This window comes from Portibacter lacus (genome assembly GCF_021533215.1).
Taxonomy (GTDB): domain Bacteria; phylum Bacteroidota; class Bacteroidia; order Chitinophagales; family Saprospiraceae; genus Portibacter; species Portibacter lacus.
This window is the reverse complement of record NZ_JAJNKA010000010.1, coordinates 148037-171860: the sequence shown is the minus strand read 5'-3', so window position 1 is coordinate 171860 and position 23824 is coordinate 148037. Positions and strand designations below refer to the sequence as shown.

The window sequence follows — 23824 nt, the reverse complement described above, 5'->3', positions numbered from 1 at the left end:
TTGTGTTACAAACAAGAGCAGTCCTACGGACTTGTTAAACTTGTATGAGTCCAAATGTTTTCAGAGTAGAGAATGCCTAATATGCTATTAAGGTTATAAACCCACATTTAGCTTCCCGCTAAAGCTGGACAGGTCGCAGTCCTTGCCTTCCCTACATTTCCACCCGCTGGCTTCCCGCTAAAGCTGGACAGGTCCGAGTCTAAATGCTTTCAAAATAAGGGATGAATATTATTGAGAAGAGAGGTCCAGAGGACCGAAGTTGCTTGTAAGATAACCTATCTATGAAATATGAGGTGCAGCGCACCGGAATTGTATTCCCACATTTAGCTTCCCGCTAAAGCTGGACAGGTCCGAGTCTAAATGATTATAGCTCCAACCTACTGCCTAATCAAGCATCAACTTATACTTCGGATCCTCGATTACATTGACATCAATTATCTCTTCAGCATTTTTCAATAACGTTCTGCAATCCTTACTTAAGTGTTTCAAGTGAACCTTCTTGCCCACTTTCTGGTATCGCTCAGTTATCTTATTCAAAGCTTCGATCGCAGACATATCTACCACCCTACTCTCTTTGAAATCGATGATTATTTCTTCTGGATCATCAAGAACATCAAATTTATCATTAAACACAGAAACCGATCCAAAGAACAATGGACCGTAAATTTCATAGATTTTCACACCATTTTCATCAACAGATTTTCGTGCTCTAATTCGCTTAGCATTATCCCATGCAAATACCAACGCCGCAATGATTACACCTACTAATACTGCAACCGCTAAATTGTGAAGAACAGCTGTCACCAAAGTTACCAATACCATTACAAAAATATCAGACTTAGGCATTTTATTGATGGTTCTGAAACTCGCCCATTCGAAGGTTCCTATTGCAACCATGATCATCAGACCAGTTAAGGCAGCCATTGGCATTCTTTCGATAAGACCTGCTCCGAACATAATGAAAACCAATAACATAACTGCAGCAACTATACCTGACAATCTAGCTCTAGCACCAGATGAAATATTAATTAATGATTGTCCGATCATCGCACATCCTCCCATACCCGAAAACACGCCCGAAAGCATATTCGCAAGCCCTTGAGCAACTGCTTCTTTATTACCCCTGCCACGCGTTTCCGTGATCTCATCAATGATATTCAAGGTTAATAAACTCTCTATCAAACCAACTCCTGCAACTATCGCTGCATATGGCAATATGATCATAAATGTTTCCCAAGTCAATGGAACCATTGGTAAGTGAAAAGGAGGAAATCCACCACTAATAGATGCGATATCTCCTACTGTTTTCGTATCAATTCCAAAGCCAATTACAATGGCAAATATCGCAACGATAGCTACCAAAGATGCTGGTATTGCCTTGCTCAATTTAGGTAAGCCCCAAATAATTACCATCGTCAGTATCGTTAATCCTAGAAACCAATACATCTGTGAACCTTGTAACCAATTGCCATCTCCATCTTTAAATTGAGATATTTGTGACATGAAAATGATAATGGCTAGTCCATTCACAAATCCAAAAATCACTGGATGTGGAACCAGCCTCATTAATTTACCTAGCCTCAGAAAACCAGCAGTGACTTGAAATATTCCTGCCAACACTACAGCAGCAAATACATATTCTACTCCGTAAGTAAGCGCTAATGATGCAATTACAACGGCAACTGCACCTGTGGCTCCTGATATCATCCCAGGTCGTCCTCCCAAAATAGAAGTTACTAACCCCATTACAAATGCTGCATAAAGACCCGTTAATGGAGATAATCCTGCGATCAATGCAAATGCAACAGCCTCTGGAATCAGCGCCATTGCAACTGTTAATCCAGATAAAATTTCTATTCTATAATTGACTTTCTGAGAAAGATCAAACAAATTAAAATACTTCTTCATGCTTAATTTTTAATAAGGCGGCACAAAAGTACTACTTTATATATTTATAAGCTATTCTTATTCAATGATTTAAATAGTTCGCAAAAAACCCACCCAATATAATTAAGCAACACAATGGTCTGTAATAGAATTGATTGATTTCAACAAACCTTCTAAAACAATCGTTGGACATTCTTAACAATCCCGAAACATAAAAATACAACTAAGAACATCAATTATATTTATGCGAATTTTCTTTCCATTTATATTCAATTCTCCTATATTGGACTAAAATTAAAATCTATGAAGAAAATATTACTATTCAGTTTATTCTTGATTATGGGTTTCGGAGCTAAAGCAGTGAACAGTGTAAGCTGGGCACAACAGTTTGGCGATGAACCTAAAATTCAGATGCTAACACCCGAGATGACACATTTAGTTGTGGACCAATTTTTAGCTTTAACTCCTAAAGCTTACAAAGAAATGACTGGCGACAAGCTAGGATTGAAAAAAACATTGCAATTAAAAGCTGCACAAAAATTTATCAAAGCTAAGATGAATGGTGCAGAAGATATTGACAAAGGACTTTACATCGTACTTGCTATCTTAGGATTAGGATTTATTGCGATGGGTTTAATGGATGACTGGGAAGGAAACAACTGGTGGGTTAATATTATTTTAACCTTTTTATGTTGGATACCAGGAGTTATTCATGCTTTAATGAAAATGAAGGATTACTATCCTTAGTATATTCTAACTAATAAAAGCGGAATCAAGTTTTAATACTAGATTCCGCTTTTTATTTATATCTCATGCGCCAGTTATTCAAAATATTCTTCTCTCCACTTGGTCAAAAAATTTGGCTTGGTGCTCTTATTGTCTTCCCGTTTGTTTTGTGGATATTGCCTGGAGATTTCTTTGACAATGACGGCTTAGTTTTATGTCCATCACGATTGTTTTTCGGGATTGAATGTTACGGATGCGGAATAACTAGATCTGTAATGCATATGCATCATTTCCAGTTCGACGATGCAGTTTTTTATAACACTTTAGGTCTTATCGTTTATCCAGCATTAATATTTGTTTGGGGAATGTGGGTCTATAAAGCTTATAAAAGAGTCAAAGCTGACCAAACACAAACAATAGAAGCATCACATTAATACTCCATTCTTAGCTTTTATTCCTTCTGGAATATGCTCTTCTCCTAACATTTCTTTTAGGTCAATTTCTATCACTCGACACAATGACAACATCGGAATATCATTACTTAGTCCTTCGAAAGGATTCTCCGAGTAGTCGCCTATTAACTCCATCGTGATATATACCCAACAAATAAGCACCGTGAAAGGAATCGAAACCCATGATCCGAATTCTCCTAACTTATGGAATTCTGAAACCATTCCGAATGGAAGAAGAAAGATGAAAATTCCAGTAAATATAAAACTCGCAGCTCCGTATTGACGAGGAAGCGGGAATTTCTTTATTCTTTCTGCTTTTCCTTGGTGATCGTACAAGTCATTTAAAATACCTTGTAATTTGATATGCTTGAAACCATCTAAGAATTCCTCATCTCTTAAATTTGCAATATCACTAGTTTGCTGGTCAATGATCTGTGTTGCCGTGTTCTGATAAGCGATCAGTCGATCTTTCTCATCTAGCGGAAGAAATTCACCTAAGATATTCTCAATTTGCCCATCATCATACAACCCCACACCGGTTTCTTTCATTCTTCTTCTAGTGACCATTGCCACTAATCCATTTTGGCTAATGTGTTCCCATGGTGTCGGAATTAAAAGCTGATTTCTTAAGGTGTATAACCAAGCAATATGCCGATAGATCAGTTTTTTCTTCACTGCAAATAATTCATCTTCAGACATGGGACTTTCTGCATGCTTGTTAATAATAAATGCTTTTACACAACTTCCCCAAGCTCTGCTACTATTCACTACCGCTCCCCATATTTTCCGAGCCTCCCAAAGTCTGTCATAAGCTTGGTTGTTTTTAAATCCTACGTAAAATGCAACAGCTGTACCGATAATAGAAATGGGTAACCATGGAATAGACATCCATGATGAAGACGTATATTCATGAAGAAGAACAATTGACAAAACCCATGTCGTTATCCAAATCAAGTGTCCGCCAGAAAATTTCAAAAGTCCTACTACGCTAAAATTCTTCTGTATATACATGTTTTGTTTAGTTTATAAGAATCAAAATATGAAAAAAAGGCTATAAAACGCAATGCCAGTTTTAAATATCATACGCATGAAACAGGTTTGTACGAAGTATTCTTGGTCTGTATAATATATAAAACAATCAGTCTATGGACTGCGTCAACTTGATGTTGAAGCTTAAAACATTGACCTACAAAATTAAAATTCTACTTAGTCAAACTCACCTCACCTACAAATTCTAGCAACTTAGCTTTTCCCTGAACCTTAATAAAGTAGGTATAGATTCCAGGTTCTACATAAACTCCATTAAACCTGCCATCCCATGCCGTCAGTCCGTTTCTCTGCTGATAGAGTATGGAGCCCCATCGATCATATACTCTTGATTCTAAAATTTCTAGGCGATCTGGTGAGTACACTTCGAAAACATCATTAAACCCATCGTCATTCGGAGAAAAAATATTAGGTATGTAAATGTTACAATCTGGTGATGCCGATACTTGTATCGTCGTATCTATTCTACAACCTGCTTCGTCCACGACTGACAGCAAATATTCCTTCGCCTGTAAGTCATTAATGATGCTGTTATTCACCAACATCTCGTCGAGCATTACTTGGTATTCCGATCTGTTCGTTTCGATTTCAATCCTGCCATTATCATCTCCACATAATGTTGCTTCGATCACCAAACTTTCTATTTCTAAAGCTGGCAATTGTGCGATGTCTACTGCAACTGAATCTTCGCATCCGTCTGTATCTTTAATGGTAAACAAGTATGCAGCCGGTTCTAGATCCGCTATTGAATTTACAGAACCATAGCCCGTAATATTAAAGCTATCCGCATTTGTTTCAATAGTAAAGTAGACTTCTCCATTGTCTTCATCACAGCTGGCATCGACACTTTCTGCTATACTCAATGTCAAATTTCCAGGCTCTAAAAAAATACTATCCTTTCCTTCGCATCCTAGTTCATTCTTTAAGTAAATATAGTGCTTACCATAATCCAAACCCGTAAAAGTAGGACTGCTCTGGAAGTTGATATTATCTAAACTATAAGAAAAATCATCACCGATTCCATCGCCTGTTAAGGTTACACTTACATCAGCACTATCACAAAACTCATTGCTTTTACGATAAGAGTCTACGAATAAGACATCTCTAGAACCTTTGAACTCGAATTCACTAGAACCACCGTAGATTCTAGCATTTACTGTACAAAATTCATTAAAAGAGCCATCTTCCCAGCCAATTTCGAAAACACGAGCCGTGAAATCTCCAGAAATGGCAAATGTTCTGATTTCACATTCATAAAGTGTACTTACAATCCCGAAAATTTCTACGTTCTTCGATGCAAAGTCAATGATCGCTGTGTTCAAGGCTGGATTTTCAGGATGGATTCTGACTAATTCGTTGGTAAAGGAAGCCATGTATAATTGTCCTTTGTAAAATGTCAGATCACCAGAAGCGCCATATCCCATATTAGGATAGTCTCGGATTTCATCTGTTGCTGGCTCGTAGGATTTCAATGTTCCTCCACCAGTTGCAGCGTATATTAGTCCAGTAGAAGAAGCTGTTAAAGCATAGTAGGAACTACCTTGAAGCTTGGCAACTTGTTCGACATTTGCTCCTTGCAAGTCTACTCTGTGTAGTTCGCCATTAGCAGTAATGGCATAAATAAAACCATCGGGATGTGCAGCAATATCTGTAAAGCTTCCAATGTTGCCGAGCGATTGGGTTACACAACCGTCCATATTGAGCTTTACAAGTCTGCCATTACTATCATTTGCCAAAAACTCTTGAGTCCTTCCGGAAAAGGCAGCAAAAACTAGCAAAAGCATTAAAACGATTCTCATCCATCCGTTTCTAAAACCTCATCGACATCTAGGCCGGAGATAGAACTTACTTTAAAAGGAACAAAATTTCCTTCATTATCGAAGTAAATGTACGAAGGAACGGGCGGTAATTGAAAATATTCAAAGATTTCTGAGCTCAATTTCTTATCCAGGTAAATATGTTCACCTTTCGCAAAAGTCTTCGCAAGCTTATCTTTCCATAATGCGCGAGATGATTTTCTGTCCAGTGCTAGCGTTAATATATCTATGGGTTGACTTGTTATTCTATCATAGCTGACACCTGATCGAGTAAGTTCTTCGATGCATGCTTCACAGGATGTATCCCAGATAAAGATGACTACAGACTTTCCTTTATAGAAGTTTCTTATTTGACCTAGAAGCTCTTGTACGTTATTCGCTTTAGCATACCACGTTCCTGCCCCACTCACTAAGTATTCCTGAAATTCACCTAAAGTAGGGTCCGAATTTTCAACTCTTTCTGCAATCATATGTTCGCTAATCGCTGAAACCCAATCTTGATTATTCTTATCATCCCTAATCAGCTTCTCTTTCTGCCATGAAACATTAATTAATGGTAGTACCGTTTCGAGATATCGCTCTTTGTCAGCCGCTACCGTTGGTTGCCCCTTCATCGCAACAAGTCCGATTTTAGTTTCTGGAATCTGCGCTAACTTCTCTGCAAACAAATTAAGCTTCGCATCAGCAAGTTGGTTTTCGTACTTATTTATATAATCTTCTAATCCTTGCTGATAAATATCCTTATCATAGGGAACTCCGGCTTTTTTCTTGTCTTGCTCTACTAAGAATAGATCGACTTGTTTCTTCTCTTCTGGATCTTCGACATCTGCCTTAAAGATCATTCTAGATAATGATCTTATTTCTTTTTCTTCATGACTCCATAACTTAGATGTTAGGATGCCATAATACCGGTTACTTAACTCTGAAACCATTGCAGGCTGATGAGACAAGCATTCCTCCCACAACTTGCCATTCATGGTTTTACCAATAAAAATAGAAACCAAGTCTCCGTATAGTTCTGAATTTCGCTCATTCTCTAAAAGCCATTTATACTCTTTCCCCTTTTTCCTAGTAAATGTAGCTTCAATTTTCTCTAGCTCTGTATAAAAATCTCGAATCTGTCGGACTTTAAAATCAGTCTGAGAAGTACGATTGATGATCGCGCTATACTTTCGTCTTCTGACATCAAGCTTTTTATCTAGTTTGTACTCTACATATTCATTATAGAATTGATTTAATCCGGCATCTGTACCTGAGAAAAAGAGTCCTTTATTGTCGAAATTATCGTGCTTTTTTCCTACCTCATTAATGTCAATAGCAACTTTTACATCTTGGTTCGCAATGATATTACACTTATAAAAATCGCCAATATTTAGGATTATTTTTTGATATGGTAAGGGTTCATCTACTACAATCTTAAAACTTCCGTCTTCTTTGATTTCGGCTACTTTTTGCTTCATCCCTTGCTGGTTCGGAGCAAGAAGTGTATAATTTATGTATAAATCTTTATTGAAGTTAGCATCATAATTTTGAAGCATTCCATCTACTCTGGGAAGGCTGTCTAATAATTCATTAGATTCTAGTCCTGTAGCTAGTTGAGCTGACAATTGAGAAAAGGAAACAGCTATTAAGAATGCGAAAATTAGATTTCTCATAAAAATGTATTATATATTTTACATATATGATGCGAAATCTATGCCAAATCAATAGGGCTAAATTCGCTCACTCTTACTTACTCTAGCCGCAAGCTTTCTAGGCTTAACTTGACTTACACTTGGAATTAGGTCTCGGTCAAAATTTCCATCTTGATCAATAAAGAAATAAGTGGGATACTTCTTTATCTGGAAGTATTCCATAAACTCAGCCGTTAGTTGGTCATTCAAGTAAATATGAGTTCCTGATTCAGGAAACGAAGCAAGTGCATCTTCCCAAGATTTCTGGCTAACATCAAGGCTACTACATAAGTAAACCATCTGAATAGGAAGTGTATCTAACGCTTCACTAAATGATTTATTTCTGGTTAGATCATCTTTGCAAATGGAAGTCCAAGGTGCCCAAAAATCAAGAATGATTGCTTTCTCTGGATACATGGCCTTAATGTTACAAATTAAGGATTCCATACTTATCGAATCTGCAATAAAACAATCTGTAAGATGTGTTTCTGTTCCGATAGAAATATTATTCTGATCCTTATTCTGCTTTAGGACGCTTGTGAGATTATCAACTAACTTGATATCCGTTTCTAAATCTTTAGTCATTAGTGAAATGATCCAGCTACTCGGATCTTCAGATTTGACTTTTTCAATAAAAATAGCCCGAAGTCGCAAGTTGTCTGGCTGGCTTAATAATTTTACCAACGCAGATTTCTCTTTCGAAAGTTTATTAATTTTTTGGAGTTGTAAATCTAGACTGGCCATTTCCAATTCCGCCTCATAGGTATCAAGGTATAGCATTTCTCCTTGTTCATATACTTCGGCGTTGTACTGCAAGTGATCTCTTTTCTTGTCGTACTCTCTCAGAAACTGATCTAAGTTAGCACTACTTGTGGTTTCAGATAGCTGAGCTCGGAGCGTTCTTTCCGTGATCATTTTTGTTTCTATCCGATTAGGAATTTTGTAATATAACCCTATAAAATCATAGTATCGAATACTTGCATTAGAGACGATAGATGGCTTAAAAGCCAAACATTCTTGTTTCAGTAGATCACTCATTTTCTTACCCCAGTGAATCGAAAAGAGATCAGCATACATGGATGCTATTCGATCATTTGCAAGAATCCATTCAAAATTCTTCCCATTTTTCTTAGCGAACTGATGCTCTATCGTGGCTTGTTTTTTATAAACCTTTTTGAGTTCTTTTTCCTTTTCTAATTTCGAAAAAGAATTAGACATGATGATGCTTATCTTTTCATCATCGATTTCGGCTCTTTTATCACTCTTATAGATTTCAAATTCATTAATGAACATGTTCATTTTCGCGTCAGTTCCGCTAAATGCAACTCCTTCTCCAATATGGTTAATCGGAGATTCTTGTAAAAGAGTTAAATCTAGTTCGATGTAGAGATCTTTATTCGCGAGCAGTCGTCCATAGTATAAATCACCTACAGATAACCAGACTTCCTGATAACCGATACCTAAATCGAGCTTAATATTGAAAGATCCATCTGAAGCGATTTCAGCTGATCGAGTAACCTGTTTCTTTATCGTAGGAGTAGCAAATGAATATTTTATAGAAAGACTCGGAGCGTCGGAAGGACTATAATTTAGTAATTTCCCTTCTACTAAAGGAATTCTATCTTTATCAAAAATTTGCTTCTCGATAAGTGGATTTTCTAGATTAGTTCTTTCTTGAGCAAAGAGACCTATCCAAAAAAAGGCTAGTAAGTAAGTAGTTAGTTTTCGCAATTCTTCTTTAATTTTTAGAACATATGCAAAAAAATCATAATTGTTCTTACAATCAAGGATTATCAAATATAAGGACTAATAACGTCTTGACGGATAATACTTATTAAAGGATTTGCGAAAACTAATTGTACATTTTAAGTAACATGCTCCACTCTAACAGCAGTTAAACCTTTAAGACCGTGTTCGATCTGGAAAGTTACTTTTTGATTTTCTTTAAGCTCTCCACTTTCAACTGCATTAATGTGTACAAAAATACTGTCTTTAGTTTCAGAGTCAATGATAAAGCCATAGCCTTTTTCATCATTAAAGAACTTAACTTTTCCTCTTCTGTTAGGATCTGCTTCTAGTCCAGACTGAGGTGCTGCACCGAGTACGATGTCTTCGATTTTAATTTTTTTACGTTTAGTTGGATCTGGTTTTTCTTTAACCAAGTTTCCATTTTCATCTACGTAGCGTATAAGATCTTCGAATTCCACCTTGCCTGTTTCTTCTTTAGCAAGCTTTCTAGCTTCTCTTCTTTCTCTTTTTTCTTGAGCCTTCTTTTTCCGTTTTTTTTCTTTTTCTTTTTTCGCAAACGATTCTTGTGATTTCGCCATATTATTAATTTAGTGAGAAAATATTGGTTGATATTGATACTAATGGCAAACAAATGCGAAAAAAAGCCTACCGGTAAGAAACAAATTCAATTTAGGATTGCGAAGATATTGAAAATAATACCATATCCTAAATGATTAAACCGATTTTCTTAAAAAATAGTTCAATTTTTCATTGTCAATTATAAGAATCTTATCTTACCATCTACCTTATTTTCTTAATTTTGCATTCTATGAGTGAAATCACGTTTCGGGACTTGAATTTGAACAAGAGCTTAATTAAGGCACTTGACGATTTAAAAATAACCCATCCTACCAGTATTCAAGAGAAAGCCTTCTCCACTATTATGTCTGGGAGGGACATGATCGGTATTGCACAAACAGGTACTGGAAAGACTTTTGCTTATTTGCTCCCTTCCCTAAGACTTTGGAAGTATTCTAAAGAGCGCTTTCCACAAATATTAATCATTGTTCCTACCCGTGAACTAGTCGTGCAGGTTGTCGAAGAAGTGGAAAAACTGAGTGCATATACAAACTTGGTCGTTGTCGGTGCTTATGGAGGTGCGAATATCAAGCCGCAAGTTGCAGCAGTAGAAGCTGGATCTGATGTGGTCGTCGCTACACCTGGTAGGTTATTAGATCTATGTTTAAAGGGCGCCCTAAAACTGAAGAACATTAAGAAGTTCATCATCGATGAAGTAGATGAAATGTTGAATCTTGGTTTCCTTCCGCAATTAAAAAGAATCCTTGAATACCTTCCAGAAAAACGTCAAAATCTACTTTTTTCAGCAACGATGACAGAAGAAGTAGAGGCTATTATTTTAGATTTCTTTAATAGACCGGTTAAGATAGAGGCTGCTCCGATGGGAACACCGCTTGAAAATATAGATCAGTCTCTTTATTATGTTAAGAACTTCAATACGAAAGTCAATTTACTAAAAGACATTCTTAGTGATTCTGAAGAATTCAATAAAGTTTTAATTTTCACCAGCACGAAGAAATTTGCTGACAAATTATTTGATGAATTAGATCCGACTTTTCCCGAGCAAATAGGAGTAATTCACTCCAACAAATCTCAGAATTACCGTTTTAATTCTGTGAATAGTTTTACAAGTGGCGAATACAGGTTACTCATAGCGACAGATATCGTTGCAAGAGGAATCGATGTTTCGGAAGTATCGCATGTTATCAATTTTGACATTCCAGATGAGGCTGAAAATTACATTCACAGAATAGGAAGAACAGGGCGTGCTGATAAGAAAGGTATTGCGATTTCGTTAGTAACTGAAACTGAGGAGGAATATCTAGCAAATATCGAAGCCTTAATGAAATTTGCCATTCCTCTGAATAAGATGCCTGAGCATGTTGAGATATCAGACGTATTGATAGATGAGGAGTTACCGAAAATTATTATGAAGAATGTCGTGGTGCCAAGAGCAACAAAGGCAGAAGCTGGGGCTGCATTCCATGAGAAAAAGGATAAGAACAAAAAGACCAATCAGAAATTGAATCGAGCTGAAAAAATGAAGCTTAAGTATAAGAAACCGATTAAAAGAGGAGCCAAGAACAAAAAGAAGAAGCGGTAAGAAATGAGGTGTATAAATACATTGATCACTAATTTACTGTACAAAAACTAACTCGTCTATTTCTGATCTTTCACCCACCTAATCCAAGTCTTCAGACTTGCTTTTTCTTTATCTGATAATTTCACCTCATCGCCCTTAGGCATGATCTTGAAGATGAATACTTGCCGATTAATCTTCCTCGCATACATATCCATGTTTTCTAATGAAAAAATGGATTCTTTTTTCTCTATACGATGGCAGTCGTTGCACTTACTTTCCAATATCTTAAAGGCTTCCTTTTTCACATCTTGCCCATAGACAAATTGACCTAAAAAAAGAAGACCCAATACTAATTTCCACATCTCTTACCAGATTAAATAAATGAATAACACCAGAAAAAACAGTGCAATATAAAAACCCAACTTGAACGGAGTTCTAATCACCTTCGTCACAGTCCCTAAAGTTCCATCTATTCCCTTCCCTGCTTTATCAATCGTTCCAAGATAATTAGTCACAAAAACTGAATCACCATCAACATTAATAATGGTTTCATCTATCTTTTCATCATCAAACGTGAGTCTATTCGAAATGCCCACAAGCGACTTTTCTACGACACGTTTTACCAAACCGGAAACAACTGGAACCTTGTTTTCGATCGCTTTCCCTAGCATCGGAAGCGTTACGATATGAATAACGCCTTGAAAAAGCATGGCAACGACATCTTTAATATTATTTTTATTGATCCGAGAACCCACATCATTCACATCTAACAAGCTGTTTTTCAACACTCCAAGTGAATATTCCGAGATACTAACTAAGTCTTCATTCAATTTTCTACTCAAGTTCAAAACCCCTCCAAAAAAGCCCACTAAGAGAAACAACACTAAACCAACAATACCATAAATCAGATATTGAACATGGACCAAATCGATCAAGAAAAAACCTGCTATGTATACTAAGAATGCTATTAAGACTGGCCTTGAAATCCACTTAAAGATGTATTTCGGAAAGACTAGTAAATCCACCAAATTATCCGCAACATCTTCATCGCGATACTTCGAAATATCAACTCCAAGCTCCCTAGTGATGGTATCTTGCAATACCTGAATGTCCTTTTTATTCTTGATCTTCAAATTAAACCAATGCTACATTCTCAACAATTTCCAATCCGTAACCTATCAGTCCGATTCTTTTCTTAGGATGATTACTGATTAGCTTTATTTTATCTACACCTAAATCTCTTAAAATCTGAGCGCCTACTCCAAAATCTCTCTGCTCTTCCTTCTTAAGTGGATCGTTTGTCGGATTGTTATCTAGCTCCTTCAGCTTTGAAATGATAGAATCACCTTTTTCGCCATGTCTCATATACAGTAATACGCCTACCCCTTCTTCTTCGATCATTTTCAGAGAAGACTGAAGTTGAGTGCCGTATTCACCAAACAAAGTGCCTAGAATATCTCCAGTTTCAGTCTGAGAATGTACTCTTACCAAAACAGAATCAGTTGCCTTAATGTCACCTTTATAAATAGCGAGGTGCCTATCTCCAGTAGTTAACTGGCTATAAATGGCAACTTTAAAATCACCTAATTTAGATGGAACATCCACTTCTATTTCTTTCTTAATGATTCGCTCGGTTCTCATTCTGTATTCCACAAGATCTTTTATAGATATAATCTTAAGATCGTGTTTTTCAGCAATTTTCACCAATTGTGGTAATCTAGCCATCGTCCCATCTTCATTCAGAATCTCTACTAAGACACCAGCAGGTTCAAATCCAGCAAGTCTTGCTAAATCAATCGCAGCTTCTGTGTGTCCTGTTCGACGCAATACGCCACCTTTTTTAGCTCTTAACGGAAAAATATGTCCTGGCCTAGCAAAATCCGTTGACTTAGACTTAGGATCAATTAATGCCTTAATTCCAGTTGCTCTATCATATGAAGAAATACCAGTCGTGCATCCTTGTCCTATTAAATCTACAGAAACCGTGAATGCTGTTTCATGAAGTGCAGTATTCGTTCCTACCATCATATTCAGTTCTAACTCTTCTGCACGATCTTCATCTAATGGAGTACAAATTAACCCACGCCCATGCGTAGCCATAAAGGTGATAATCTCCGGTGTAACAATTTCAGCTGCACAGATAAAATCTCCTTCGTTCTCTCTATCTTCATCATCGACTACAATGACGATTTTTCCAGCTTTGATATCTTCAACAGCTTCTTCGATAGTATTTAATTGGTTATGCATTTTCTTTCTCTTTTCTGCAATTAATAATGACATCATTCAACTTTTTGTTTTCTATCGCCCAAGAAAAATGCTCTTTTACAAATTTCCGGGCATTTAATCCTATTATTTTAAACGCTTCTGGGTCTGCTAAAATCTCCTTAATCAACTTAGCAAACTCTTCCGGTTTAGTGGCAATAAATAATTCTTTTTTATTTTCAGCTCCTATCGCTTCATTGACCGTAGGAGTTGTTATACAAATTAGTCCCATCGACATCGCTTCTAAAATCTTATTTTGCTGGCCCGCGCCGCTAAATATCGGAGCAACAAAAATTTTCGCAGAAGCATATGCCGTTCTTATATCATCAACCCAGCCTGTAATCTCAACATGCTCAGAAGCAAAAGCTCTTACGGCTCCACTTGGTCTTGCCCCTGCAATCTGCAACTTAGTTTCTGTTGCCAAAAGTGGCTTTATTTTATTAACGATAAACTTAGCCGCTAGAATATTAGGGTGATAACCCATATTCCCAACGAATAGAAGATCATAAGGTTTATCTTGTGTTCTAGGTTTAAAATATTCTGCATTTAAGCCGTTCGAAATCACAGTGATGTCTTTACTCGTAATAATAGACTTGCTATCTTGTTCTGATATAATGGTCAATTTATCAAAAGACCCTGCGATGTTGACTTCATATCGCTGCAGTCGCTTCGATTCCATCTTAAAAAATGCCTTTTTCAGAAAGGATTCATGCTTCACTCTTCTAGAATAATTCAATGAAAAAGCATCCATGTAATCTAGAATCTTAGGATAAGGTAGATCCTTTGTATATTCTGCCATCCTTATTAATTGACAGTAAATAGCGTCTGGATTTAATTTGAGAATATGAGCTTGGACTTGCTTTCGAATTTTCTTCGAGTAGAAATAATTGACCTGAAATGGAATGGTATTGAATATGCTTCTGCTAGCGTGCAAAGCAGAAGACATTCTCGAGCAATTAAATATAGTAACCGTTTCACAGCACTCTTTCATCTTATCAAGATCAGCCTTTGACACATCTGAATCCGATAAAGAAATTAAGTGAATTTCATGATGCTTAGCTAACCCTTGAATTTGGTGATACAATCTAAGTTTATCGCCTTTCTCTAAAGGAAATGGGAATCGTGAAGATAGGATAACTAATTTCAATACTTTAAGTTCTCTAAATTTCACGCTAAAATACACTTTCAACTATAATTCGGTGTCTATATTCTATTATATTTGTTTGCATGAAGCTATCGTTATTGTTATTACCATTACTTCTTCTTTTTTCTTGTAATGAAGAAACTCCATTAGCGCATACGAATGTGATCATTATCTTAACAGATGATATGGGTTATGCAGATCTGTCCTGCTTTGGTTCTACCTTGAATCAAACTCCGAACCTAGACAAAATGGCTGAGGAAGGTGCACAATTCACAGGCTATTATGCTGGGCAGCCCATCTGCTCTGCTTCTAGAGCTTCTATACTTACGGGATGTTACCCGAATAGAGTCGGAATTCATAATGCGATGATGCCAGATTCAAAAATCGGAATTAACCTTAGCGAAATCACCATCGCAGAGATGCTAAAAAAGGAAGGTTATCACACCGGTGCTTTTGGGAAGTGGCACTTAGGCGATGATCCAAAGTTCTTGCCTCTAAATCATGGATTCGATGAATATATAGGAATTCCTTATTCAAACGACATGTGGCCATTTCATCCTCAACAGGGACCGGTTTTCAATTTCAAGCCTCTGCCCTTAATTCAAGGAAATGATGTAATTGATACATTGACTGATCAGTCTAATTTAACGGTTGACTTGACTAATCACAGTGTTGATTTCATCAAAAGACACAAAGAAGAACCATTTTTCCTCTACCTAGCTCATCCCCAGCCACATGTGCCTTTATTTGTTTCTGACAAATTCAAGGGTAAATCAGAAAACGGGCTTTATGGTGATGTGATGCTTGAATTAGACTGGAGTGTGGGGGAAATATTACAAACCCTTAAAGAACTGGAATTAGATAAAAACACACTCGTCATTTTCACTTCGGATAATGGGCCGTGGAAAGCTTATGGCAACCATGCTGGTAACTCAGGAATATTCAGGGAAGCGAAAGGTACTTCATGGGAGGGTGGACACAGAACGCCATTTATTGTTTCCTTTCCAGGGAAGATCAGTGCCGACGAAAAAATTCAGACTCCATTCTATGCAATGGACATCTTGCCTACCGTTGCTAAATTAACAGGAGCAGAACTTCCGCACTTGAAAATAGATGGTCTAGATGTGTGGGATATCTGGACTGGAGAAACAAAGGAAAATCCACACGAAATCTTTCTGTACTATTATAAAGTTAATGAACTCCACGCGATTAGATATGGTGATTGGAAAATGGTATTTCCACATCGATACAGAACCATGCATGGTCAGGAACCAGGCAAAGATGGCTTACCAGGAAGTTATCGATTCATAGACATGGAGCGAACAGAGTTATATAATCTAAAGGACGATCCGAGTGAAACCGTGAATGTATTCGCAGAAAACTTAAATATTGTTGCTGAAATTGAAAAGTATGCAGAACGAGCTCGCAAAGATTTAGGAGATGCATTAACAGATAGAATCGGTGAAGGACTTCGAGAAGTAGGACGAGTGGAATAAATCTCGGTTATAACTCTTAAGCGTACTTAATCATTAACTCCTTATAAGTATCTAGAAGTTCTTTCGCATTATCGATGTTATCATAGGTATTAGCGACAAATTCTATAGCGTTTTCACTAATTCGTTCTACCAATTTTTCATCATTAATACACTGTTCTACACAATTGATAAATGCATCCGTCGTATCCGCGATTAGAACTTCTTCTCCGTGCTTAGCATCGATTCCTTCTAATCCTAATCTTGTAGTTATAACGACATTCCCTAGTGCCATTCCTTCTAGAATTTTCACTCGCATACCAGAACCACTAAATAATGGAACAACTAAAGCAGTATGTTCTCCTAAGAATCCGATGGCACTTTCTACTTCCCCATGAATGATAACATTAGGAAGATTCAAGCTCATTATACTATAAGGTGTATTTCTACCAGCGATGTGTAATTTCAAATTTGGAAATTTAACATGCATGCTCGGCCAGACTTCTTGTAAGAACCAATCAAGGCCTTCTGTATTCGGACGCCAATCCAAAGAACCAATAAAGCAAAGAGAAAACTCATTTTCCCGAGCTGCGGTAGGCTTTATCTTGTACGATTTTGTCTCAATCCCAATAGGAGAAGCAATTGCGCCATTTTTATAACCTAATTCTTTGAAAGTTTTTAGATCCTTCTTCGTAACCGCAATTAAATAATCATATGCGTTCAGGTTATCTAATTCAAATTTCTTAAGCTTCTTAGTTAAGTAGTTAAGGTAAATTTTCTTTGGAAAAAACGTTGTATTCTTAGTTATTCGCTCCCATATTTCATGCTCTACGTTATGCGCTCTCATCGTAATGATGGCATTCGTATGTTCTCTAATCAGATCTACATATGGTGCTAAGTATAATGTTTCTAATTGAATAACATCAAATTCTTCTTTGCTTAAGATATCAATAATTGCAGTTTTGAACTCATCACTAATAAACCTAGAAACATGGTAAGATTCTTTTCTAAACAAGTTGGTAAAAGCTCCAAACGGCGTTATTGAATTATCGATATCTACGAAATGAATATCTTTATAATGATTATAATTATCAGGAATATTAGCCACATCCGTATGATGTTTGCTAGTATTCATACACAAAAGCGTTATTTCACAACCCAATTCATACAAGGCTTTACTTAGATAAGTAACAGCAATAGTCTCTCCATCTTTCAATGGATAGGGAAATTTTTTACAGAGTTGAAGTATCTTCATATCGGTTGATAAAAACTATGTTTCTCACTTAATCTATAGCCCAAAAATAAGAGAATAATTGTTAATTCCGAATTAAGTTTGAGTAATACGTCATGATTAACAATTCATTTTAAGGTTTATATTCAAGTACTACAACGTTAGAAATTCAAAATATATTTAAAAAAATCAAATTCTTTGTGCAAATAATGTGAACCTGATTATATTTCAATTTTATAAAACATATATTTAGTTTTTTTTATATTAAAATTTTGAAGTCTAACAATGCTAATTGCACAGAACATAAAAAAATCTTTCGGAGATCTACAAGTATTAAAAGGCATTAACTTAGAGATTCAGAAAGCAGAGGTCGTCAGCATTGTCGGGAAATCTGGAACCGGAAAAAGTACTTTGCTTCATATTCTAGGGACATTAGATTCAGCAGATGAGGGATCATTAATCATTGCAGATCAAGAAATATCAAAGCTCAACCCTAAACAGTTAGCAAAGTTCAGAAATCAAAAATTAGGCTTTATTTTCCAATTCCATCACCTGCTGAATGAATTTACAGCACTAGAAAATGTAATGATTCCTGGAATGATTGCGAAATCCAATCAAAAACAGCTTACAAATAAAGCAAAAGAGTTACTTGATTACTTTGGATTATCTGACCGTCTTACTCATAAGCCTAACCAGTTATCAGGTGGAGAACAACAGCGCGTTGCAGTCGCACGCGCATTGATCAATGATCCACAAATTATATTCGCAGATGAACCTTCGGGAAATCTGGACAATGTCACCTCTGAAGAACTACATCATCTTATTTTCAAACTAAGAACTGATTTCAATCAAAGTTTTGTAATCGTAACCCATAACAATGAACTTGCTGATATGAGTGACCGATCACTAACAATGGAGGATGGCTTAATTAAAAAGTAGGTAATATGGCACTTCAGGATAATGACGCTAACGGCAATTCACCGATAAACGATGAACCTCAGATTGAGTTTTCGCATGTTAAAAATTTCTTTCTAAACATTCTAAATGAAATTTGGGATCTCAAGCACGGTGTAGATAAAGCCGCAACCATCGAAGAAATTAATAGTCGAAAAAGTCTTTCTGGGGCAAATGCGTGGATGCTTATATGTTCCATCATGATCGCTTCTATAGGCCTGGATAGAAATTCACCTGCAGTCATCATCGGCGCGATGTTAATTTCTCCGTTAATGGCTCCCATCTTAGGAATTGGACTAGGAGTAGGAATTAATGATCGTCGAGTTATTAAAACTTCGCTACAACATTTTTCTGTTGCCATCTTTATTGCCATTCTCGTAAGTACCATCTATTTCACCATTACGCCTATCGGAACGTTTGGGTCTGAAATAAAAGCCAGAACGGAACCTACTATACTAGATGTGCTTATTGCATTCTTCGGAGGTGTTGCCGGTATAATCTCTGTCGCACGAAAAGATATTAGCACAACCATACCAGGTGTTGCCATTGCCACAGCCTTAATGCCTCCGCTCTGTGTAACAGGATATGGTATAGCTAACTGGGAAACAGAAATTATCCTTTCCTCCTTCTATCTTTTCTTTTCGAATACCTTCTTTATCTGCTTATCTACCTATGTGATCGTCAGACTTCTGAAGTTTCCATTTCGAAAGTATCCTAATAAGCGAGAGAAGAAGCGAAACATGATTTATGTAACTCTTTTTTCTTTGATCACCATTATTCCGAGTTTGTTCATCCTTAATAAAGTCATCCAAAACATTGACAGAGAAAATAATATTGAGAAAATGCTGGTCGCTAACTTCGGCAAAGACAAGGAATACCTGGATGACTACAAATTAATAACAAAAGATAGCTTATTGATTCTTAAAGTCTATGGCTATGCTAATGATTCTATGCTTCAGGTCAATTGTCAACAAAAACTGAACGAATTAGGATTATCTAATCTAAATGTCAAAGTTTTATATACTTCGGAAGTTGATCTGAATCACTTTAATATCCTACAAGATCAAGTGAATAGCCTGGACGAAATCTACATTGATTCCATTAATAATTTGCAGAAATTAAATGCAGCTGCTAGAAATGAACTGAATAAGCAAATCAATAAGAATAAAGCTTCAGACGCTGATTTACTGTCCGCCAAGAACAGTATTTTAAAAAGTTACGAGGAGCTCGAAGATGTTTCTCTAGGAAATATCATGAAATCTGAGACGGATAAAGAAAGCGCCTTTAAGCCGGTAGCAATTCTAAAGTGGAAATCTGATATTCCAGAACCTATAATTTATGAAAAAGAAAATCAGATCAAAGCCTATCTAGAAGGATTTTTTCGGACTTCGTCAATTTCAATAGTCTCAGAATGAAAAAAATATGTTTACTATTTGTGATGATCAGTCTTAGTTGTAGCCCGACTTCTCCATCATCGTCCCAGCTTACTCCTACATTGGAACAAATGATTGGTCAGATGATCATGATTGGATTTCGAGGTATGAATATCGATGAAGTAAGCGAGTCTGTTAAGACTAGTATTAAAGATGAAAAAGTAGGTGGCATTATCTTATTCGATTATGACGTCGTCAAGAAAGAAGCGAAGAGAAATATATCATCTCCTGGACAATTAAAAACATTAATTGCAGATATTCAGAATCTAAGTGACACACCACTTTTTATGGCTGTGGATCAAGAAGGAGGACGAGTTAATCGATTAAAGACTAAATATGGATTCCCTAAAAGTGTGTCCAATAAATATCTAGGCACATTAGATGATGTAGATTCTACAAAATTTTATGCTCATCAAAACGCAGACTTACTGTCTCGTATGGGCTTCAATGTCAATTTTGCACCAGATGTAGACCTTGAAATAAATCCGACTAATCCAGTTATTGGCAAAATAGAACGAAGTTATGGTCCAGATGTAGAAACTGTAACCAAGCATGCTGGAATATGGATAGACGAACACAACAAAAAAAGCATCATTTCTGTCTTAAAGCATTTCCCTGGACATGGCAGTTCAGATGCAGATTCTCATTTAGGAGTAACAGACATCACGAAGTATTGGTCAGAAATTGAATTAGAACCTTTTAAGGCATTGGCACCGAAAAAAAGGGTGGCTATTATGACGGCACATGTATTAAACACTAACTTAGACTCTGTCCCTGCTACCTTGTCTGAGAAAATAATCAAGAAAATACTTAGGGAGGATTGGGAGTTCGATGGACTTCTTTTTTCTGATGATCTTCATATGGCAGCGGTCAACGCAATGTACGACTTCGATAACATCATTGAAATGTCTCTTAATGCTGGTGTAGATGTATTTGTTTTCGGAAACAATCTAAAGTATGATGAAGATATCCCGAACAAGGTCATCGAAAGTGTTTCGAAAATGGTTAAATCTGGTGCTATAGAAGAATCTAGAATCAAGGCATCTTACGACCGAATCATGAGAGAGAAAGCGTTTCTAAATTAAGACCACTTCTTAATATACATACCTTCTGGGTCATATTTCTTTGCTTGAGTTTCGATATTAAAGTACCGATCAGTTCTAGGATCGTTTCCTACTCCTGCAATATAATTCCAGTTTCCATAATTGCTACATGGATCATAGTCTATCAGTAAAGACTCGAAGTATGAAGCGCCTAGTAACCAGCTCAATTTCATATCATTAACTAGGTAGCTTGCCACATTTTGGCGACCTCTGTTAGACATAAATCCAGTCTCGTTCAATTCAGTCATGTTCGCATCGACAAACGGAACACCAGTATTTCCACTTGACCATTTCTCAAAAGCCTCCATGTCTTCTTCGCTGTTCACATCAGATCTTTGTTGAATGCCTCCTAGTTGGAATATTGAATTTTCATACTTCTTCCCCATCAGTCGAAAGAAATCCCTCCACATTAGTTCGTAGACTAACCAATAGGTTGATTCATTCTTATTACGTTCTTTTTCATACGAAAATACTTGGTGTGCAACTAGTTTAGGCGAGAGACAACCCGCCGAAAGGTATGCTGAAAACTTGGAAGAATAATCCCGCCCTAGAAGTCCATTTCTAGTTTCTTTATAAGTACTTACCAAATTAGAGTCCCACAAATAGTAGTTCATTTCATGCAAGCCTGCAGATTCACCACCAAGTAATAGTGGATCAAATTTTTGCTCTTCATCTGTAAATCCAAAATCACTTAAGTCTGGAATTTCTCCGTCTTCTATTTTAAACCTAGAATCAGGAATTTCTATATCCGCTGTAGGTAATGGCTTTCGGACTGGAACGAATTTTTCTACTTCTTTTCTAAATGCCGAAAAAGTATCAGGTGTATGGGTTATCGGAAATGGTAAGTCACTGGTGTAATAAAGCATCTTCCCTCTACAAAATCTAACTTCTCTTCCGATACTCCATAGATTCTTTTCTAATTCATCCTGCACATACTTTTCTTCACTGGTTCGTTCCCTATTACAGAAGATCCAACTTGAATCACTTTCTTTGCATATCTCAGGTAGAATAAGCTCAGGCTTCCCTACCCTAACTATTAATCGACAGCCTCTTTCTTTTAAATTCTGTCTTAAGTTGTGAATACTTTGAATAATAAACTTAGATCTGTACTTCTCTGTTTTCCTAAATCCGTACTTCGTTTTGCCTAAAAAAACTCGTTCATCAAATACATAAACGTATAATAATTCCTTAACATGATTAATAGCTTCGAAAATAGCTTCATTATCATGTAATCTTAGGTCAGAACGAAACCAGACAATTCCTCTTTTCCTCATACATTTATTATTTGTGTTACAACAAGGTTAAACGAATTATTGTTTATACTTTAGCGGCATAAATCATAAGAAATGAAATACTTTATTGCACTCCTAGTTTTAGTCTACGCTTGTGCACCTAAATCACCTTCCCTAGAAGCTCAAAGAGCACAAGTGATGAAAGTACACGATGATTCCATGGCAGAGATGGGAAAAATTAGATCTTATGTTAAGAAATTAGAAGAAAAGGCAAAATCCAGTTCAGATTCAACGGAAATCTTAAATATCATCAGCGAACTAGAATCAGCAGAAGAAGGCATGATGCTCTGGATGCAGGATTATAAAGAACCAGCAGAGGACAAACTGGAAAGTTTTTATACCTCAGAAAAAATTAAAATTCAAAAAGTAGCAGACGCTATATATAAAAGCATCGAAAATGCACAAAAACACATTGACAATTAAAGGATTACTTGGTATTCTTCTAATATTTCTATTTGCTTCCTGCGAGAATGATCAGCCACTGCCTATTCTCGGGGAAAAAGAGGTTATCGATGGCGTGGAAGTTGCGCACAGCATTCCTGACTTCTCTTTTCTGAATCAAGATAGCATCGTAGTTACCAATGAAGATTTAAATTCCGGGATTTATGTTGCAGATTTCTTTTTCACCCACTGCCCTTCTATTTGTCCGCTAGTGACGAAGGAAATGCTCAGAATTCATGATGAATTCAAAAATGAAAATGTAAAACTGGTTTCATTTACCATGGATCCGAAAAGAGATACACCTGCCCAGCTGAAGAATTATTCTTCTAAATTAGAAGTCGAGGCACCTAAATGGCACTTTTTAACAGGTGATAAGGATAAATTACATGACATTGCTACTGATTATTTTAGTGTAGTGATAGAAGATGGAGATGCACCTGGAGGATTTAATCACACAGGAAAATTGCTACTCATTGATAAAAATAGACACATTCGTGCGTTTTGTGAAGGAACAGATTCAGAAGACGTGGATGACTTTATACTTGACATCAAAAAATTACTAGCAGAAAATGAGGAATAGCATCTTATTAATTTTAGTCAGTATTACTTTTATTTATTGCCAGAACAATATCTATGCTCAGGGAGAAAGACTTTATCAGACGTATTGCTCTAACTGTCATGGCTTAGATGGGAATGGCTTGAAAAACCTCTACCCTCCTTTGAACAACAGTGATTATCTAAAGGAAAACAATGAAAAATTTGCCTGCATTATATTAAATGGACTCGAAGAAGAGATCGTGGTTAATGGAAAAAAATACATGATGCCTATGGAAGGTTTTAAAAATTTAACTGATGTAGATATTACAAATATTATAAATTATGTTAATTCAGCTTGGGACAACAAACTTCCGGAAACTAGTATCCAAGAAGTAAAGAAAAATCTGGAAAGTTGCAATTAAAATTATTTCTGTATTTTGTCAACTAATTATAATTAAATCCAT

The 23824-nt window shown here is 36.4% G+C and carries 22 protein-coding genes; 10 read left to right on the top strand and 12 right to left on the bottom strand.

Translation table 11 applies throughout. The features are described from left to right. Positions 1-384 precede the first annotated feature (384 nt). On the bottom strand, positions 385-1908 hold the full coding sequence (locus L2586_RS17015) for a SulP family inorganic anion transporter (RefSeq protein WP_235294134.1): 1524 nt from the start codon (positions 1906-1908) through the stop codon (positions 385-387). A 282-nt stretch (positions 1909-2190) separates the two neighbouring features. On the opposite strand from L2586_RS17015, the gene L2586_RS17010 reads away from it, so the two are divergent. Together L2586_RS17010 and L2586_RS17005 are read left to right on the top strand one after the other, a co-directional pair. Then, the gene (locus L2586_RS17010) at positions 2191-2634 is read left to right on the top strand and encodes a YqaE/Pmp3 family membrane protein (RefSeq protein ID WP_235294133.1); all 444 of its coding nucleotides are present in this window, start codon (positions 2191-2193) and stop codon (positions 2632-2634) included. A 65-nt stretch (positions 2635-2699) separates the two neighbouring features. Next, the gene (locus L2586_RS17005; protein WP_235294132.1) at positions 2700-3047 is read left to right on the top strand and encodes a DUF2752 domain-containing protein; all 348 of its coding nucleotides are present in this window, start codon (positions 2700-2702) and stop codon (positions 3045-3047) included. Here the strand turns inward: L2586_RS17005 and L2586_RS17000 are convergent. The 5 genes from L2586_RS17000 to L2586_RS24865 all read right to left on the bottom strand — a co-directional run bounded on the left by L2586_RS17000 (position 3039) and on the right by L2586_RS24865 (position 9929). Continuing rightward, the gene (locus L2586_RS17000; protein ID WP_235294131.1) at positions 3039-4076 is read right to left on the bottom strand and encodes a bestrophin family protein; all 1038 of its coding nucleotides are present in this window, start codon (positions 4074-4076) and stop codon (positions 3039-3041) included. The genes L2586_RS17005 and L2586_RS17000 overlap by 9 nt on opposite strands. A 191-nt stretch (positions 4077-4267) precedes the next feature. After that, entirely contained in the window at positions 4268-5911 is a 1644-nt protein-coding gene (locus tag L2586_RS16995; RefSeq protein ID WP_235294130.1) for a T9SS type B sorting domain-containing protein, read from the bottom strand. Further along, entirely contained in the window at positions 5908-7584 is a 1677-nt protein-coding gene (locus L2586_RS16990) for a TlpA family protein disulfide reductase (RefSeq protein ID WP_235294129.1), read from the bottom strand. The genes L2586_RS16995 and L2586_RS16990 overlap by 4 nt, the downstream gene beginning before the upstream one ends. A 57-nt stretch (positions 7585-7641) precedes the next feature. Continuing rightward, on the bottom strand, positions 7642-9333 hold the full coding sequence (locus L2586_RS16985) for a thioredoxin family protein (RefSeq protein ID WP_235294128.1): 1692 nt from the start codon (positions 9331-9333) through the stop codon (positions 7642-7644). A 134-nt stretch (positions 9334-9467) separates the two neighbouring features. Beyond that, positions 9468-9929 carry a cold-shock protein gene (locus L2586_RS24865; RefSeq protein ID WP_284284002.1) on the bottom strand — a complete coding sequence of 154 codons (462 nt, stop codon included), beginning with the start codon at positions 9927-9929 and terminating at the stop codon, positions 9468-9470. Between the two features lie 239 nt (positions 9930-10168). Between L2586_RS24865 and L2586_RS16975 the strand changes: the two genes are divergently transcribed. Beyond that, positions 10169-11512, top strand: a complete 1344-nt coding sequence (locus L2586_RS16975; protein ID WP_348535555.1) for a DEAD/DEAH box helicase — start codon at positions 10169-10171, stop codon at positions 11510-11512. 56 nt (positions 11513-11568) lie between these two features. Here the strand turns inward: L2586_RS16975 and L2586_RS16970 are convergent, their stop codons facing one another. From L2586_RS16970 to L2586_RS24695, 4 genes are read right to left on the bottom strand one after another with little or no spacing between them, the layout of a single operon-like run. Beyond that, complete coding sequence (locus L2586_RS16970) at positions 11569-11853, bottom strand: hypothetical protein (protein ID WP_235294126.1); 285 nt, start codon at positions 11851-11853, stop codon at positions 11569-11571. Positions 11854-11856: 3 nt separating this feature from the next. After that, on the bottom strand, positions 11857-12624 hold the full coding sequence (locus L2586_RS16965) for a hypothetical protein (RefSeq protein ID WP_235294125.1): 768 nt from the start codon (positions 12622-12624) through the stop codon (positions 11857-11859). Position 12625: 1 nt separating this feature from the next. Beyond that, the gene (gene ribB, locus L2586_RS16960; protein ID WP_235294124.1) at positions 12626-13771 is read right to left on the bottom strand and encodes a 3,4-dihydroxy-2-butanone-4-phosphate synthase; all 1146 of its coding nucleotides are present in this window, start codon (positions 13769-13771) and stop codon (positions 12626-12628) included. Beyond that, positions 13731-14924 carry a glycosyltransferase gene (locus tag L2586_RS24695; protein WP_235294123.1) on the bottom strand — a complete coding sequence of 398 codons (1194 nt, stop codon included), beginning with the start codon at positions 14922-14924 and terminating at the stop codon, positions 13731-13733. Before L2586_RS24695 ends, ribB begins: the two co-directional genes overlap by 41 nt. Before the next feature lie 56 nt (positions 14925-14980). Between L2586_RS24695 and L2586_RS16950 the strand changes: the two genes are divergently transcribed. Beyond that, the gene (locus L2586_RS16950) at positions 14981-16393 is read left to right on the top strand and encodes a sulfatase family protein (protein ID WP_235294122.1); all 1413 of its coding nucleotides are present in this window, start codon (positions 14981-14983) and stop codon (positions 16391-16393) included. A gap of 16 nt (positions 16394-16409) precedes the next feature. On the opposite strand, the gene L2586_RS16945 is transcribed toward L2586_RS16950, so the two are convergent. Next, on the bottom strand, positions 16410-17624 hold the full coding sequence (locus tag L2586_RS16945; protein ID WP_235294121.1) for a glycosyltransferase family 4 protein: 1215 nt from the start codon (positions 17622-17624) through the stop codon (positions 16410-16412). 261 nt (positions 17625-17885) lie between these two features. Here L2586_RS16945 and L2586_RS16940 point away from each other — a divergent pair, with 261 nt between their 5' ends. The 3 genes from L2586_RS16940 to L2586_RS16930 are packed head-to-tail and all read left to right on the top strand — an operon-like array spanning position 17886 to position 21072. Continuing rightward, positions 17886-18539 (top strand): ABC transporter ATP-binding protein, encoded by a 654-nt coding sequence (locus L2586_RS16940; protein WP_235294120.1) that lies wholly within the window; start codon positions 17886-17888, stop codon positions 18537-18539. A gap of 5 nt (positions 18540-18544) precedes the next feature. Next, complete coding sequence (locus L2586_RS16935; RefSeq protein WP_235294119.1) at positions 18545-19969, top strand: TIGR00341 family protein; 1425 nt, start codon at positions 18545-18547, stop codon at positions 19967-19969. Next, positions 19966-21072 (top strand): glycoside hydrolase family 3 protein, encoded by a 1107-nt coding sequence (locus tag L2586_RS16930; protein ID WP_235294118.1) that lies wholly within the window; start codon positions 19966-19968, stop codon positions 21070-21072. Before L2586_RS16935 ends, L2586_RS16930 begins: the two co-directional genes overlap by 4 nt. Here the strand turns inward: L2586_RS16930 and L2586_RS16925 are convergent. Beyond that, positions 21069-22364, bottom strand: coding sequence for a DASH family cryptochrome (locus L2586_RS16925; RefSeq protein WP_235294117.1), 1296 nt, complete (start codon positions 22362-22364; stop codon positions 21069-21071). The two genes, L2586_RS16930 and L2586_RS16925, sit on opposite strands and share 4 nt — an antisense overlap. 72 nt (positions 22365-22436) lie before the next feature. Here L2586_RS16925 and L2586_RS16920 point away from each other — a divergent pair, with 72 nt between their 5' ends. The 3 genes from L2586_RS16920 to L2586_RS16910 are packed head-to-tail and all read left to right on the top strand — an operon-like array spanning position 22437 to position 23782. Continuing rightward, the gene (locus L2586_RS16920) at positions 22437-22805 is read left to right on the top strand and encodes a hypothetical protein (RefSeq protein ID WP_235294116.1); all 369 of its coding nucleotides are present in this window, start codon (positions 22437-22439) and stop codon (positions 22803-22805) included. After that, positions 22780-23403, top strand: a complete 624-nt coding sequence (locus tag L2586_RS16915; RefSeq protein ID WP_235294115.1) for an SCO family protein — start codon at positions 22780-22782, stop codon at positions 23401-23403. The genes L2586_RS16920 and L2586_RS16915 overlap by 26 nt, the downstream gene beginning before the upstream one ends. After that, positions 23393-23782 (top strand): c-type cytochrome, encoded by a 390-nt coding sequence (locus tag L2586_RS16910; protein ID WP_235294114.1) that lies wholly within the window; start codon positions 23393-23395, stop codon positions 23780-23782. Before L2586_RS16915 ends, L2586_RS16910 begins: the two co-directional genes overlap by 11 nt. Positions 23783-23824: the final 42 nt, after the last annotated feature.